Origin of the sequence: Xanthomonas sp. NCPPB 1067 (genome assembly GCF_020783795.1) — a bacterium.
Taxonomy (GTDB): Bacteria; Pseudomonadota; Gammaproteobacteria; order Xanthomonadales; family Xanthomonadaceae; genus Xanthomonas; species Xanthomonas melonis.
Window position 1 is genome coordinate 194,501 of sequence record NZ_JAJGQG010000006.1, and the last position, 15,197, is coordinate 209,697.

The following is a 15,197-nucleotide window of genomic DNA, read 5'->3' on the forward strand; positions in this document are numbered from 1 at the left end:
CGCCGCTGCCGAGTCCGCATGTCATACGCCATCGTCTGGTTCCGCCGCGATCTGCGCCTGGAAGACAATCCGGCCCTGCGTGCCGCACTTGATGCCGGGCACCATCCGATCCCGCTCTATATCGATGCGCCGCACGAAGAAGGCGAGTGGACGCCGGGGGCGGCGTCGCGCAGTTGGCGGCATCGCTCGCTGGCGTCGCTGGACGTGTCCCTGCGCGCGCTGGGCAGCGGCCTGGTGATCCGCGCCGGCAACAGTGCGCAGGTGCTCGATGAGGTGATCCAGCAGACCGGCGCGGTGGCGGTGTACTGGAATCGCAAGTACGAGCCGGCCACCCAGCCGCGCGATGCGCAGATCAAACGCGACCTGCGCGAGCGTGGCATCGAAGTGCAAAGTTGCAACGCCGCGCTGCTGCTCGAACCCTGGCAATTGACCACCCAGCAGGGCGGCCCGTACAAGGTGTTCACCCCGTTCTGGCGCAATGCGCTGACCCAGCTGCAGTTGCCCGACGCAGTGCCGGCGCCGCGCAGCCTGCCGCCGCTGCCCGCCAGACTGAAGAGCGACGCGCTGGAAACCTTGGGGCTGGTGCCGGCGCTGAGCTGGGATCAGGGCTTCTGGGAGCACTGGCAGCCCGGCGAGGCGGGGGCGCACGAGATGCTGGAAATCTTCATCGACGGCGCGCTTGCCGGCTATCAGGCCGATCGTGACCGGCCCGACCGCGTCGGCACCTCGCAATTGTCGCCGCATCTGCACTTCGGCGAGATCGCGCCATGGCGCATCGCCAGTGCATTGAACGCGCAGCGCAATGCGCGCAATAGCGCGCAGGTCGATGCCTACATCCGCCAATTGGGCTGGCGCGACTTCGCCTACCACCTGCTGCATCACTTCCCGGACACCACCAACCAGAATCTCAATCCCCGCTTCGAAGGGTTCGACTGGGCCAAGGTCGATCCGGTCGCGCTACAGGCCTGGCAACGCGGCCGCACCGGCATACCCATCGTCGATGCCGGCATGCGCCAGCTCTGGCAGACCGGCTGGATGCACAATCGCGTGCGCATGATCGTGGCCAGTCTGCTGTGCAAGCATCTGCGCATGCACTGGATCGAAGGCGCGCGCTGGTTCTGGGACACGCTGGTGGATGCGGACCTGGCCAACAACACGCTCGGTTGGCAATGGGTGGCCGGTACCGGTGCCGATGCTGCGCCCTACTTTCGCGTGTTCAATCCGGTGACGCAGGCGGAAAAATTCGATCCGCAGGCTGCCTATATCAGGCGCTGGGTGCCCGAGCTGGGCAAACTCGCGGTGAAGGAGCGTTTCGCGCCCTGGCAGCATCCGGCGTCGCTGGTGCGTCTGGCGCCGCAGTATCCACGTTCGCCGATCATCGGGCTGGCCGAAGGACGCGACGCTGCTCTTGCGGCGTACGCGAAGACGCGGGGTTAGGACGTTGCCGTGGTGGAAGCACGCTGTCGCCCGGTAGAGCGCGATCGCTGGGAGCCTGTGCACCGCCACCGGATGTCGCTTCGTCGATGCAGTTGATGGAGAGCGACGGATTGCGCTGCGGCAATTGCATTCGCTGCGAACCCGCGCCTGACCACCCGCCCCAGTCGCCGGATGGCATGCGCGATCGCGCGCGTCCACGACCCTGGGGCTGCGGCGATCGATATCGCGCGTCCTCAAGAGCGCTGCGAAAACGTTTTCCTGAATGGAGAGCCAGCTGCGCGCGTCCCACCCGCGTTTTCATCATGTAGCAGTCGCGCGGCGCTGTTTATCCTCGCCGACACGATTGAGTGCCGGACGATCCGGCGATAGGAGACCACCATGTCCTCAGCAGCCACCAAGAGTCTTGCCGTTGCCCTGGCCAGCGCGATCGCATTGTCGGCCTGCGCCACCGGCGGTTCGTACGTGCAGCGCGATCAGTACGGCGATCAGACGCAACAGCAGAATCGCACCGGCCGCAATGCGCTGATCGGCACTGCCATCGGTGTGGCTGCGGGCCTGCTCACCGGCGACAGCGCCACCGAGCGTCGCCAGCACGCGATGATCGGCGCCGGTATCGGCGCGCTGAGTGGTGCGGCGGTGGGCCAGTACCAGGATCGCCAGGAGCGCGCGCTGCGCGAGCGCACCGCCAACACCGGTATCGACGTGCAACGCCAGGGCGACAACATCACCTTGAACCTGCCCGATGGCATCACCTTCGACTTTGGCAAGTCTGCGTTGAAGCCGCAGTTCTACAGTGCGCTCAACGGGGTTGCCTCGACGCTGCGCGAGTACAATCAGACCATGGTGGAAGTGGTGGGCCATACCGATAGCGTGGGCAGCGACGCAGTCAACCAGCGTCTGTCGGAAGAACGTGCCGGCGCGGTGGCGCAGTACCTCACCGCGCAGGGCGTGCAGCGGGAGCGCATGGAAACCATGGGCGCCGGCAAGCGCTACCCGATCGCCGACAACAGCACCGACGCCGGTCGTGCGCAGAACCGCCGTGTCGAAATCCGCTTGATTCCGTTGCGTGCCGAAGGCGCTGCTGCCAGCAATACCGGTATGCGTTGAGCGGCGGTCATCCTGCGTGGCACGGCGAGTGATTCGCCAGCGCCCCAGCACCATGAAAACAGGCCGCGACAGCGGCCTGTTTTCATGGTGTCGACCCACGGTTCGCAAAGTGCTGCTTGCTGGATCCAGTTTCCTTCTCCCAGTGGGAGAAGGATCTCCTCAGTGCGTCATCTCAGTCAGACTTACGCAGTCACGTGTTCCAGAATGCGCTTGCCTTCCGCACGCTCGGCTTCCAGTTCGACTTCCACCTCCGCCTCGCTGTGGGCCTTCTGCGCCGCAAGCCGCGCTGGGCATTGCGCCATCATGTAATCGGCGTCGAAGTTCATGCGCGTGACCAGAAAGTCCACGAAGGCGCGGACCTTGGGCGACACCAGCTTGCCGCCTGCGAACACCGCATTGAAGTCCACTTCCGGCCCCGTCCAGCCGGCGAGTACGCGGCGCACCAGGCCCGATTGCACGAACGGTTTGGCCATCACGTCGCCGGTCAGCAGCAGGCCTTCGCCGCATAGCACCGCTCCATTGAGCGCTGCCGGATCGTTGGCCACCATCAGCGGATTGACCGGGAAATCGCGCAGGTTGCTGCCATCGCTGAGCGACCAGAAGAAGCGATTGTTGTGCACGTTGCGGTTCTTGCGCAGCGCCAGGGTGCGGTGGAACTGCAGTTCGTCCGGATGCAGCGGCTCGCCATAGCGTTCGATATAGGACGGGCTGGCGAACACCTGCGTGCGCAGGCTGCCGAGTTTGCGCGCGACCAGGTTCGAATCGGGCAGGGCACCGACGCGTAGTGCCAGGTCGGCTTCGCCGCCGATCAGGTCCAGCTTCTCGTTGCCCAGGTGCATGTCCAGCTGGATCTCCGGATATTGCGCATGGAATTCGCCCAGCAGCGGCGCGATCCAGGTGATACCCAGCGAATACGGCACGGTGAAACGCAGCCAGCCGCGTGGGCCGGACTGCAGCTGTCCGACCGCGCTTTCGGCTTCTTCCAGCTCCCGGGCGATACGTTGGCAGTGTTCGTGATACACCGAGCCCGCCTCGGTCAGCCCGATGCGGCGGGTGGTCCGGTGCAACAGGCGCGCGCCCAGGCGCGTTTCCAGTTCCTGCACCTTGCGGCTGACGGTGGTCTTGGGCAGGCCGAGCGCGTTGGCGGCGGCGATGAAGCTGCCCTGTTCGACCACCTTGACGAAGATCAGGGTGTCGTTGAGATCGTGAGTCATGGACTGCCTTCCGGGGGTAGGAGGGATTAGACCGCTTGCGGGACGATTATTCCCCTAAATCCGGACTAATCAAGTGCTGCTTTGAGGCCTAGCTTATGCAGCACCCCCTCCACGCAGGAGCACGGCCATGTGGTTGTGCGATGTCCTCGGTTTGTCCTCCCAGTCCCGCAGCGCGATCGAAAGCGCCTTCGATCCGGTGGTTTTGCCGGCCAAAGGCCCGCGTTCGGCTGTGTCGCGCAATTTTGCCGCGTCCCCGAAACGGCAGTCCGGCGGCGCGCCGTTTCAGCGAACTGGACTGGCCGCACGTCGGATCCAACGTCACATTGTCCCGATGTCGGGAACGAAAGTCCCATGAATGGGATGGTTCAATTCGAAACGGCCGTGATTGGTGGCGCCGGCAATGTGGGCGCTGGCATCGTTTCCGCGCTGCTCGATGCCGGCATGCCGGTGCTGGCGATCGGACGCGATAAGGCCAAACTGGCGGGGTTGCGCGCCCGGCATGGCGACTCGCCTCTGCTGGATACCGTGCAGGGATCTGTCGCCGACGATGCGTCCGCGCAGCATCTGGCCACCGAACTGGCCCAGCGCACACGCCCGCTGGGCGCGGTCATCGCCAGCCTCGGCAGTCCGCCCAAGGCAGGGCGCCTGCTGGACCGGCCCGCCAGCGCGCTGCGTCGCCGCCTGGAACGCGATGTGGTGCCGCACCTGGCCGCTGCGCGCCACCTGCTACCGCTGCTGGCCGAAGCCGATGGCGGCGGACGCTATCTGTTGCTCGGCAGCCCCTGTGCACTGCGCGCCTGGTCGGCCCATGGCGATCTCTCGGTGGCGGCCGCCGCGACCCGCATGCTTGCCCAGGTGCTGCACGAGGAAGCCAAGCCGCTGGGCATCCGCGTGCATCTGCTGTCGGTCGAGCAACCGGTTTGCACGCCGGGCCGGGCCAGGGAGGCGTGTCCGGAATGGATTCGCGCCGTGGATGTCGGCCGTGCTGCTGTTTCCCTGATCGCCGGGCCAGGCCAGCCTGCGCAACCCATCGTGACCGTCAGCCGTCGTCCGCATGTCGCCCCCTCGGCGGACCGGCTGGCTGGTCTGCATCACCCTATTTCCACTTGAGAGACGTCCCCATGACTCCGAACGCCACCCCGTTCCGTTTTCCCATGCGCACCGCCCTGACGGCTGCTGTCTTCGCGGTGGTGCTTGCCGCCTGCGGAGGCGGTGCCGCGCAGACCGGCGCACCGCCCCCGCCGAGCGTCAGCGTCGCCCCGGTGCTGATGAAGGAGATCAGCCAGTGGGACGAATTCAGTGGCCGCATCGAGCCAGTGGAAAGCGTGGAACTGCGCCCACGGGTGTCCGGCTACATCGACAAGGTGAACTACACCGAAGGCGCGGAAGTGAAGAAGGGCGATGTGCTCTTCAGCATCGACGACCGTAGCTATCGCGCCGAGTTCGCGCGTGCCAATGCCGCCCTGGTACGTGCACGGACGCAGGCCGCCCTGGCCCGCAGCGAAGCCACGCGCGCGCGCAAACTGTCCGAACAGCAGGCCCTGTCCACCGAGACCTGGGAGCAGCGCCGCGCCGCCGCCGACCAGGCCGATGCCGACCTGCTGGCCGCGCAGGCGGCCGTGGACACCGCCAAACTCAATCTGGACTGGAGCCGCGTGCGGGCGCCCATCGACGGCCGCGCCGGGCGGGCGATGGTCACCGCCGGCAATCTGGTCACCGCCGGCGACAGCGCCAGCGTGCTGACCACCCTGGTGTCGCTGGACAAGGTGTTCGTCTATTTCGATGCCGACGAAGGCACATTCCTGCGGTATTCGCAGATGGCCCGCAACGGCGAGCGCCCGGACGAACGCGGCGGGCAGCTGCCGGTACGCATCGGTCTGGTGGGCGAACAAGGCTTCCCGCACACCGGTCGAGTGGATTTCCTGGACAACCAGGTGACCCGCAGCACCGGCACCATCCGCGTGCGTGCGGTGCTGGACAATGCGCAGCGTCAGTTCACCCCCGGTCTCTACGCGCATGTCCAGCTGTTGGGCAGCGGCCAGTTCAAGGCCATGCTGGTCGACGAAAAGGCCGTGCTGACCGACCAGGACCGCAAGTACGTCTACGTGGTCGACAAGGACGGCAAGGCGCAGCGGCGCGATGTGGAGCTCGGGCGTAGCGCCGATGGGCTGCGGATCGTGCGCACCGGCCTGGCATCCGGCGACCGCGTGGTGGTCGATGGCGTGCAGAAGATCTTCATGCCCGGCATGCCGGTCGATGCCAAGGCGGTGGCCATGGCACCGGCGGCGGACAAGCGCACCGCTTCCAACTAGATATCGCCCGCGCATGCGGCACGCAGTCACGCCCTACCGGGCGACTGCGCACCACCTGCAACGGTTGCACTGTGTCATCGCTGCATCGCAGCCCGTGATCGCCGGCCTTCTCATCAGGCCGGCCAGTGGCCGCTGTGCCGCGCCGCCTCCCGGCGGCAACCTCCTTCAGGACCATCTCCATGGACTTCTCCCGTTTCTTCATCGACCGGCCGATCTTTGCCGCGGTACTGTCGATCATCATCTTCGCGGCCGGCCTGATCGCCATGCCGCTGCTGCCGATCAGTGAATATCCCGAAGTGGTACCGCCGAGCGTGCAGGTGCGCGCGGTGTATCCCGGCGCCAATCCCAAGGTCATCGCCGAGACCGTTGCCACGCCGCTCGAGGAAGCCATCAACGGCGTGGAAAACATGATGTACATGAAATCGGTGGCCGGCTCCGACGGCGTGCTGCTGGTCACCGTGACCTTCAAGCCGGGCACCGACCCCGACCAGGCCCAGGTGCAGGTGCAGAATCGCGTCAGCCAGGCGCAGGCGCGCCTGCCCGAGGACGTGCGCCGGCAGGGTGTGACCACCCAGAAGCAGTCGCCGACGCTGACCATGGTGGTGAATCTGTCCTCGCCCGAGGGCAAGTACAACTCGCTGTACATGAGCAACTACGCCACCTTGAAGATCAAGGACGAGTTGTCGCGCCTGCCGGGCGTTGGCCAGATCCAGATCTTCGGCGCGGGCGACTACGCCATGCGCATCTGGCTGGATCCCAATAAGGTGGCTGCGCGCGGGCTCACTGCCAGCGATGTGGTGGCCGCGATCCGTGAGCAGAACGTGCAGGTCTCCGCCGGCCAGCTCGGTGCCGAGCCGATGCCGAGCAAGAGCGACTTCCTGCTCTCGATCAACGCGCAGGGCCGCCTGACCACCGAAGAAGAGTTCGGCAACATCGTGATCCGCAGCGGCAACAGCGGCGAGATCGTGCGCTTGAGCGATGTGGCGCGGCTGGAGCTGGGCGCCGGTAACTACACCTTGCGCTCGCAACTGGACAACCAGAACGCGGTCGGCATGGGCGTGTTCCAGTCGCCCGGCGCCAACGCGATCGAATTGTCCGACGCAGTGCGCGCCAAGATGGCCGAACTGGAAAAGCAGTTCCCGCAGGGCATGGTGTGGTCGTCGGCCTACGACCCCACCGTGTTCGTGCGCGACTCGATCAGCGCGGTGGTGAGCACGCTGCTGGAAGCGGTGCTGCTGGTGGTGCTGGTGGTGATCCTGTTCCTGCAGACCTGGCGTGCGTCGATCATTCCGCTGCTGGCGGTGCCGGTGTCGGTGGTGGGCACGTTCGCTGCGTTGTACGTGCTGGGCTTTTCGATCAATACCTTGAGCCTGTTCGGCCTGGTGCTGGCGATCGGCATCGTGGTCGACGACGCGATCGTGGTGGTGGAAAACGTCGAACGCAACATCGAGGAGGGACTGAATCCGCTGGAAGCGGCCCATCAGGCCATGCGCGAGGTGTCCGGGCCAATCATCGCCATTGCGCTGGTGCTGTGCGCGGTGTTCGTGCCGATGGCCTTCCTGTCTGGCGTGACCGGCCAGTTCTACAAGCAGTTCGCGGTGACCATCGCCATTTCCACGGTGATCTCGGCGATCAACTCGCTGACCCTGTCGCCCGCGCTGGCGGCGATGCTGCTCAAGTCGCACGACGCGCCCAAGGACGGTCCGTCGCGTCTGATCGATCGCCTGTTCGGCTGGGTGTTCCGTCCGTTCAACCGCTTCTTCACCAGCAGCTCGCACAAGTACCAGGGCGCGGTTTCGCGCACGCTGAGCAAGCGCGGCGCGGTGTTCGTGGTGTATGTGCTGTTGCTGGTGGTCACCGGTTTCATGTTCAAGGCGGTACCGGGCGGCTTCATCCCGACCCAGGACAAGTTGTACCTGATCGCCGGGACCAAGCTGCCGGAAGGCGCCTCGCTGGAGCGCACCAACGAGGTGATCCGTCAGATCACCCAGATCGCGCTGCAGACCGAGGGCGTGGACCATGCGATCGCCTTCCCGGGACTGAATCCGCTGCAGTTCACCAATACGCCCAATACCGGCACGGTGTTCCTGACCCTCAAGCCCTTCAGTGAGCGCAGCCGTACCGCCGAGCAGATCAACGCGGAGATCAACGCCCGCATCAGTCAGATCCAGCAGGGCTTCGCGTTCGCCTTCATGCCGCCGCCGATCCTGGGATTGGGCCAGGGCTCGGGCTATTCGCTGTACATCCAGGACCGTGCCGGTCTGGGCTACGGCCAACTGCAGGGTGCGGTCAATGCGATGTCGGGCGCGATCTCGCAGACGCCGGGCATGCAGTTCCCGATCGGGACCTATCAGGCCAACGTGCCGCAGCTCGATGCCAAGGTCGATCGCGACAAGGCCAAGGCGCAGGGCGTGCCGTTGACCAACCTGTTCGATACCCTGCAGACCTATCTCGGTTCGTCGTACGTCAACGACTTCAACCGGTTCGGGCGTACCTACCAGGTGATCGCCCAGGCCGATGGACCGTTCCGCGACAGCGTCGAAGACATCGCCAACCTGCGTACCCGCAACGCCAACGGCGAGATGGTGCCGATCGGCAGCATGGTCACGCTGGGCCAGACCTACGGCCCGGATCCGGTGATCCGCTACAACGGCTATCCGGCCGCCGACCTGATCGGCGAGGCCGACCCGCGCGTGCTGTCTTCTACCGAGGCGATGCAGAAGCTCTCCGCAATGGCGCCGCAGGTGCTGCCCAATGGCATGAACATCGAATGGACCGACCTGAGCTATCAGCAGTCCACCCAGGGCAATTCGGCGCTGATCGTGTTCCCGATGGCGGTACTGCTGGCGTTCCTGGTGCTGGCCGCGTTGTATGAAAGCTGGACCTTGCCGCTGGCGGTGATCCTGATCGTGCCGATGACGCTGCTGTCCGCCCTGTTCGGCGTGTGGCTGACCGGTGGCGACAACAACGTGTTCGTGCAGGTGGGCCTGGTGGTGCTGATGGGCCTGGCGTGCAAGAACGCCATCCTGATCGTCGAATTCGCCCGCGAGCTGGAAATGCATGGCAAGGGCGTGGTGGAGGCCGCGCTGGAGGCCTGCCGTCTGCGCCTGCGTCCCATCGTGATGACGTCCATCGCCTTCATCGCCGGCACCGTGCCGCTGTTGTTCGGCCACGGCGCCGGGGCCGAAGTGCGCTCGGTCACCGGCATCACGGTGTTCGCCGGCATGCTGGGCGTGACCTTGTTCGGCCTGTTCCTGACTCCCGTGTTCTACGTGGCGCTGCGCAAGTGGGTGACCCGTCGCGGGCCCGCTGCACCGGCCGCCGTTCCGCATGACGCCGTCAAGGCGTAATCCCCCACATCCCTGTTTGAAGGACTGACATCATGAGCAACACCAAGATCGCGCTGGTCACCGGCGCCACCCGCGGCATCGGCCTGGAGACCGTTCGGCAACTGGCCCAGGCCGGTGTCCACACGCTGCTGACCGGGCGCAAGCGCGACGATGCCGTGGCTGCCGCGCTCAAGCTGCAGGCCGAAGGGCTGCCGGTGGAAGCCATCCAGCTCGACGTCAATGACGACATCAGCATCGCCGCGGCGGTCGGCACGGTGGAGCAACGCCATGGCCACCTGGACATTCTGATCAACAACGCCGGCATCGTGGCCGAAGACATCCAGCGCAAGCCGTCCGAGCAGAGCCTGGACAGCTGGAAGCGCACCTTCGACACCAACCTGTTCGCGGTGGTGGGCGTGACCAAGGCCTTCCTGCCGCTGCTGCGTCGCTCGTTGGCCGGGCGTGTGGTCAACGTGTCCAGCATCCTCGGCTCGTTGACCCTGCACAGCCAGCCCGGCTCGCCGATCTACGATTTCAAGGTGCCTGCCTACAACGCGTCCAAGAGCGCATTGAACAGTTGGACCGTGCATCTGGCCTATGAGCTGCGCGAGACCTCGATCAAGGTCAACACGGTGCATCCGGGCTACGTCAAGACCGATATGAACGGCGGTGGGGGTGAGATCGAGGTCGAAGAGGGCGCACGCAGCAGTGTGCAGATGGCATTGATCGATGCGCACGGTCCCACCGGCAGTTTCACGCATCTGGGAGAGACCCTGCCATGGTAAGAACCCTGCTTGGCGCGGCATTGGCCGCGCTGATCCTCGGTGGCTGTGCCGTGGGGCCGGACTATCGGCCCGACCCGCCCGCGGCGGTGACGCTGCAAGGCGCACAGGATGCAGCCTTCAGTCCGCAGTCGCCGGTGGGCAACTGGTGGTCTCAGTTCGACGACCCGGTACTGGAACAACTGGTGCGCGATGCACTGTTCGCCAACCACGACCTGCGCATCGCGGTCTCGCGGGTCAAGCAGGCGCGCGCGGTCTTTGTCGAGCGTCGTCTCGATCAGGCGCCGCACATCACCGCGCAGGGCAGTTTCGATCGCCGTGAGCAGCAGCAGGTGATCGCCGGCAACCAGCGCTTCCTCACCGAACAGACCAGCCTGGGTCTGGATGCGGCCTGGGAGCTGGACCTGTTCGGCCGTCAGCGGCGCGCGTCGGAGGCGGCGCGTGCCGACCTGGATGCCGAGCAGGCCAACCTGCAGGACGTGCAGGTCACCGTCGCTGCGGAAGTGGCACGCAACTATTTCGAGCTGCGCGGTACGCAGAAGCAGCTCGATGTCTCCAGACGCACCCTGACCAATCTGCGCGACACCCAGCGATTGACCCAGACCCGCCGCGACCTGGGTGCAGGCAGCGAACTGGATGTGCAGAGCAGCCTGGCGCGCCTGAAGGCGATCGAGGCGGATATTCCGCTGCTGGAAACCGCCGAGGCGCAGTACCGTCACCGCCTGGCGGTATTGCTCGCACAGCAGCCGGGTGCTCTGGACGCCACCCTGGTCGCACGCAGCATGCCGGCGTTCGCGCGCCCCTTGCCGCTGGGCGATACCGCCGGCCTGTTGCGTCAACGTCCGGACGTGCGCAGCGCCGAACGACGTCTGGCCGCCGCCACCGCGCAGGTCGGTGTGGCGACCGCCGATCTGTTCCCGCGCATCAGCATCAGCGGCTTCGTCGGCTTTCTGTCCGGCGATGCGGCCAGGCTGACCGAAGGCAATGCGAAGGCCTGGTCGATCACCCCGTCGATCAGCTGGGCGGCGTTCGATTTCGGCACCGTGCGGGCGCGGCTGCGCGCCAGCAAGGCCCAGGCCGAAGGTGCGCTGGCGCAGTATCAGCAGGCCGTGCTGCTGGCGCTGGAAGACACCGAGAACGCCTTGATCGGCTACGGCCGCCAGCAGGCACGCCTGGCCATCGTGGTGGAGCAGGCCAATGCGGCGCGGCGTGCCGAGCAGCTGGCGCAGATCCGCTACCGCGAAGGCTCCGAAGACTTTCTCACCCTGCTGGACGCCCAGCGCACCCAACTGGCCGCCGACGATGCCCTGGCGCAAGCCGAGGCAGCTGTGAACGTCGGCGTGGTGGGGGTCTACAAGGCGCTGGGAGGATGGAAGCAGGGCGAGGCCCCGGCAACGCCGGTTGCGGTGACGACGCGTTGAGGCGTGGGCGGGGCGGCCGGCAGGTCGCCCCGTCGATCCGGGGCGAGGCAAGCGCCAGGCCGGGGATCGGGCTGTTGCGTCGGTGTACCCGCAGCAGGCTGGACGCACTGCCGGCGCCGCGCGCTGTCGACGCCGCGCTCAGTCGGCAATACGCACGCTGTCGCGGCCACTGTTCTTGGCCAGATACAGCGCTGCGTCCGCACGCGAGAACCAGTCCTGCCAGTGCGTTTCGCCGTTATGACGCGCCGCTCCCAGCGACACCGTGATGCGTCCACCTGGACCGCGCAAGCCGTTGCGGATCACCTTGCGCAAGCGCTCGGTGGCAGCTTCCAGTTCCGCCAGCGACCCGGCGCGCAGCAGCACCACGAACTCCTCGCCACCGAAGCGGAACACCTGATGCGGTTCGCGGACCTCGAACCGCAGGATGGTGGCCAGATCCGACAGCGCCGCATCGCCTGCGGCGTGGCCATACAGATCGTTGACCTCCTTGAAATGGTCCAGGTCCAGGATGATCAGGCTATTGAGCCGGTCCTGCGGCTGGCGCTGCTCGATCTGATGGGTGAGTGCGCGTTCGAGCATGCGCCGATTGGGCAGGCCGGTCAGCGCATCCAGCGAGGCCAGCTCTTCCAGATGCACGCGGTCGTCCTGCATGCGCAGCGAGAACGCATAGCCCACTGCCAGCGTCACCAGGGTCACCACCACGGTGGACACTCCCTGACCGGGGCTCACGATCAGGCCGGGCAGGAACAGCAGGGCTGCCAGCAAGGGCAGGCTCAGCAACACCGCGCGCTGCGGCCCACACAGGAAGTAATTGGTCGCCAGCACCGGAAACAGCCAGGGCAGGGCGCCATCGCCTCCGGTCCAGCACGCCACCAGGCAGCCGCCGACATTGATCGACGCCAGCCACACGCCACCGGCGCCGGTACGTTCGGCGGCACGCATCTGCCAACCGCGCCAGATCGCCAGGGCGCCCAACGCTGTGGTGATCAGGCACGCCGCCACCTGGCCGGAGATGGCCAGGTACACAGCATAGAGACAGAGCAACAGCGCAGTGATTGGCCCGAGCATCTTGACGATGCCGAGGCGAAAATCCCGCCGCAGGTGGAGGATCACATGGAAGGTTCTGTAGGAGTCGGCATCATTATCGGCCGGGCTCGGCAGAAGTTGAGGGGGCGAATGGCGCGACCGCAGGTCGGAAAATGAAGCGTTGCCTGGCAGGGTTTCGCACCTCCTTGACGGCGTTCCCGCAACCGTATCGCCTTTGCCGTCGGAGCCTGCCATGTCCACCCGCGAAGAACTCGACCGGCGCCTGGACGCGCTGCAGGACGCCTTGCCGCAGCTGGCGGCCGACGAGGATGCAGACTTCGACTACCTGGACTTCCATGCCCGCGCCGAGGCGCTGCTGCGCAGCGCGGGGCCGGACGATGCCAGCTATGCGCGTGACCGCATCGACACCATGCTGGCTGGCGCAGGCCTGATTCCGACCGGCGCAGAGCGGCGTCCCGGTCGCTGAGGCGCCGCCGCGTAGGCGGGATCGGCGCATGGAGCGCAGCCCCGAACGACGCGGCTGTGTTGCAGCCGCAGCCGAAGGTTCCGTTCGCCAGGGCGCTTCCAGGATGCAGTGCGGACCTTCGTGACGATCCCGATGGAAGTGATTCGGGATTCGGGATTGGGGATTCACAACGGCAACGTGTCGTTGGTGGAGCGTGGGAGGCGCTTTCTTGCGATGGTGGAATTGTTGGCGAGGTCGCGCTGCTGTTGGCGTGAGAGGGGTATCTGCCACCATGCCGGTCCCGGGTCCCGGGTCCCCTCTGTCAGCGATACAGCGCCGGTCAGCTGGCAGACGGTGCAACGCTCGCCGCTGCGCCCGTGCGACGGTATGCTGGTGGCACTTCCCAGAGCCGAACGCCCCTTGGTCATTTTTCTCGGTAGCTACCAGCTGACCTGTCAGGCGGCCCAATGCGACGATGGCGCCAACGACGCCTGGAGCGCGGGCTGGCGCATCGACCAGATCGGTCTCGGCAAGCCTGGCGAATTGGCGGGCGCCAGACTGTCGCCCATCTTCCCCGATCATCGCAGCGCCATGGCAGCGGCCCGCATCGCGGGCATGGTCACCCTGGAAGCCATGCACGCCGAAGCGCAGCGACAACTCGAGTACGCCTGAGCGCGCCTTCCGCCCCGGAGGCCGCGCTCGAACGCCGTGCGACCGGCCCCGGTCGCGGACTTGCGCGCGCACGCAATTCACCGTGCGGCTGCAATCAAACAGAGTAGAACAGAGTAGACGCGACGATTGGCAGTGCGGGCGTCAGCGGTGGCGTTTCGCCTGTCGCGTGAGTACGCGCCTCTTTGCTGCGCTGGGTATCTTCTACACTTGTCGCCGTACGCATCCTGCGACTTCGTCATTGGTGCTGGCACGCGCTTTGCTTCGATTTCACCAGGGCGCGGGGAGCGTCGGCGGAGCCTTGGCAATGATTGAGCCCTTCAGGCGCCACGTGGGTGAGCGGCCTGTGGCCACACACCCACCCCGTGGTCGTTCAGATTATGGAGACGCGCAGACGGTATAGATGTTCACGATAGCGGCGCCATTAACGTATCCATACGTTCGCCAGCCATTACCGTTGGGGTAGCTTCCAACCACTGCAAATCTACCGAGATTCATGGACTCGTTGATGTTGTTTTCAGGGCGCCGCCCTGAAAACAGTACACGGTTTGGATCACTTACGTTCCAGCCACCAGAAATGGGGGTAAATCCTGCGGGACATTGGGGAGTTGCATCAACTATGCCCTGGATGTCTCGAGCGAAGCCTTCAACTACGGTTTGATAGGTAGCGGCGTGCGCAGGCAGAACGGAAAGCAATGACGCGGCAGCGATGACGGAAGCAGGCAGAATTTTCATAACATCTCCATGTTTTAGGGGAGCCGGCTAGAGCTTTCTCAAAGCCGCACAGACTGAGCGGCTATCTTGGCCCCGCATCCGGCACGTATAGATTGCGCGCAAATGCCGCAACTGGATACCAGTCAGTACCGCATTTCGGGGTCAGAGTTTCCTTAGTAGGCGCCAGAAGTGGAATTTTCTCGTACCCTTTCCCGGGGAGGTTCCATGAAGAAGTCCCGCTTTACCGACAGCCAGATCATCGCCGTGCTCAAGCAGGCCGAGGCCGGTGCGCCCGTGCCGGAGCTGTGCCGCGAGCACGGCATCAGCTCGGCCACGTTCTACAAGTGGCGCAGCAAGTTCGGCGGCATGAGTGTGCCCGATGCCAAGCGGCTCAAGGATCTGGAGGCCGAGAACACGCGGCTGAAGAAGTTGCTGGCCGAGCAGGTGTTCCAGAACGACCTGATCAAGGATGCCTTGCGAAAAAAATAGTCAGCGCACCGGCGCGTCGTGCGCTGGTGCGCGAGTGGATCCAAGGCGGCGCCAGCGAACGTTGCGCTCTAACAGCGATCGGCATGAGCGCCAGTGCACTGCGCTATTGTCCGCGTGAGGATCGCAATGACGAGCTGCGTGAGCGCATTGTTGCGTTGGCGCATCGCCATCGCCGCTACGGCGTGGGGATGATCTATCTCAAGCTGCGACAGGAAGGACGCCTGGTGAACT

Annotated in this window: 13 protein-coding genes and 1 pseudogene; 11 read left to right on the top strand and 3 right to left on the bottom strand. The window is 65.6% G+C overall.

Annotated features, from left to right (window positions below):
* Positions 1-18: 18 nt before the first annotated feature.
* Positions 19-1,437 (top strand): cryptochrome/photolyase family protein, encoded by a 1,419-nt coding sequence (locus LL962_RS07400; protein ID WP_228316457.1) that lies wholly within the window; start codon positions 19-21, stop codon positions 1,435-1,437.
* Positions 1,438-1,815: 378 nt separating this feature from the next.
* Positions 1,816-2,544: an OmpA family protein gene (locus LL962_RS07405; protein ID WP_104587997.1), complete on the top strand. Its 729-nt coding sequence runs from the start codon at positions 1,816-1,818 to the stop codon at positions 2,542-2,544.
* A gap of 182 nt (positions 2,545-2,726) precedes the next feature.
* Here LL962_RS07405 and LL962_RS07410 read toward each other — a convergent pair whose 3' ends face one another.
* Positions 2,727-3,758: a LysR family transcriptional regulator gene (locus LL962_RS07410; RefSeq protein ID WP_104587996.1), complete on the bottom strand. Its 1,032-nt coding sequence runs from the start codon at positions 3,756-3,758 to the stop codon at positions 2,727-2,729.
* Between the two features lie 127 nt (positions 3,759-3,885).
* Between LL962_RS07410 and LL962_RS20965 the strand changes: the two genes are divergently transcribed.
* From LL962_RS20965 to LL962_RS07435, 6 genes are all read left to right on the top strand, one after another.
* Positions 3,886-4,113 (top strand): hypothetical protein, encoded by a 228-nt coding sequence (locus LL962_RS20965; RefSeq protein ID WP_329957058.1) that lies wholly within the window; start codon positions 3,886-3,888, stop codon positions 4,111-4,113.
* Complete coding sequence (locus LL962_RS07415; protein WP_104587994.1) at positions 4,110-4,868, top strand: SDR family oxidoreductase; 759 nt, start codon at positions 4,110-4,112, stop codon at positions 4,866-4,868. Before LL962_RS20965 ends, LL962_RS07415 begins: the two co-directional genes overlap by 4 nt.
* 11 nt (positions 4,869-4,879) lie before the next feature.
* Positions 4,880-6,070, top strand: a complete 1,191-nt coding sequence (locus LL962_RS07420; protein ID WP_104587993.1) for an efflux RND transporter periplasmic adaptor subunit — start codon at positions 4,880-4,882, stop codon at positions 6,068-6,070.
* 179 nt (positions 6,071-6,249) lie between these two features.
* On the top strand, positions 6,250-9,420 hold the full coding sequence (locus LL962_RS07425) for an efflux RND transporter permease subunit (protein ID WP_104587992.1): 3,171 nt from the start codon (positions 6,250-6,252) through the stop codon (positions 9,418-9,420).
* Between the two features lie 32 nt (positions 9,421-9,452).
* Positions 9,453-10,184 carry an SDR family oxidoreductase gene (locus tag LL962_RS07430; protein ID WP_228316458.1) on the top strand — a complete coding sequence of 244 codons (732 nt, stop codon included), beginning with the start codon at positions 9,453-9,455 and terminating at the stop codon, positions 10,182-10,184.
* A complete protein-coding gene (locus tag LL962_RS07435) occupies positions 10,178-11,602 on the top strand; it encodes an efflux transporter outer membrane subunit (RefSeq protein WP_228316459.1) in 1,425 nt (474 codons plus the stop codon). Before LL962_RS07430 ends, LL962_RS07435 begins: the two co-directional genes overlap by 7 nt.
* A gap of 138 nt (positions 11,603-11,740) precedes the next feature.
* Here LL962_RS07435 and LL962_RS07440 read toward each other — a convergent pair whose 3' ends face one another.
* Positions 11,741-12,715, bottom strand: coding sequence for a GGDEF domain-containing protein (locus LL962_RS07440; protein ID WP_228316460.1), 975 nt, complete (start codon positions 12,713-12,715; stop codon positions 11,741-11,743).
* Positions 12,716-12,881: 166 nt separating this feature from the next.
* Here LL962_RS07440 and LL962_RS07445 point away from each other — a divergent pair, with 166 nt between their 5' ends.
* Together LL962_RS07445 and LL962_RS07450 are read left to right on the top strand one after the other, a co-directional pair.
* Positions 12,882-13,115: a hypothetical protein gene (locus LL962_RS07445; protein WP_230430202.1), complete on the top strand. Its 234-nt coding sequence runs from the start codon at positions 12,882-12,884 to the stop codon at positions 13,113-13,115.
* A gap of 399 nt (positions 13,116-13,514) precedes the next feature.
* The gene (locus LL962_RS07450) at positions 13,515-13,766 is read left to right on the top strand and encodes a hypothetical protein (RefSeq protein WP_104587987.1); all 252 of its coding nucleotides are present in this window, start codon (positions 13,515-13,517) and stop codon (positions 13,764-13,766) included.
* Between the two features lie 375 nt (positions 13,767-14,141).
* Here the strand turns inward: LL962_RS07450 and LL962_RS07455 are convergent, their stop codons facing one another.
* On the bottom strand, positions 14,142-14,498 hold the full coding sequence (locus LL962_RS07455; RefSeq protein ID WP_228316461.1) for a hypothetical protein: 357 nt from the start codon (positions 14,496-14,498) through the stop codon (positions 14,142-14,144).
* Between the two features lie 204 nt (positions 14,499-14,702).
* Here LL962_RS07455 and LL962_RS07460 point away from each other — a divergent pair.
* Positions 14,703-15,197 (top strand): annotated as a pseudogene (locus LL962_RS07460) (transposase); the annotation flags it as partial.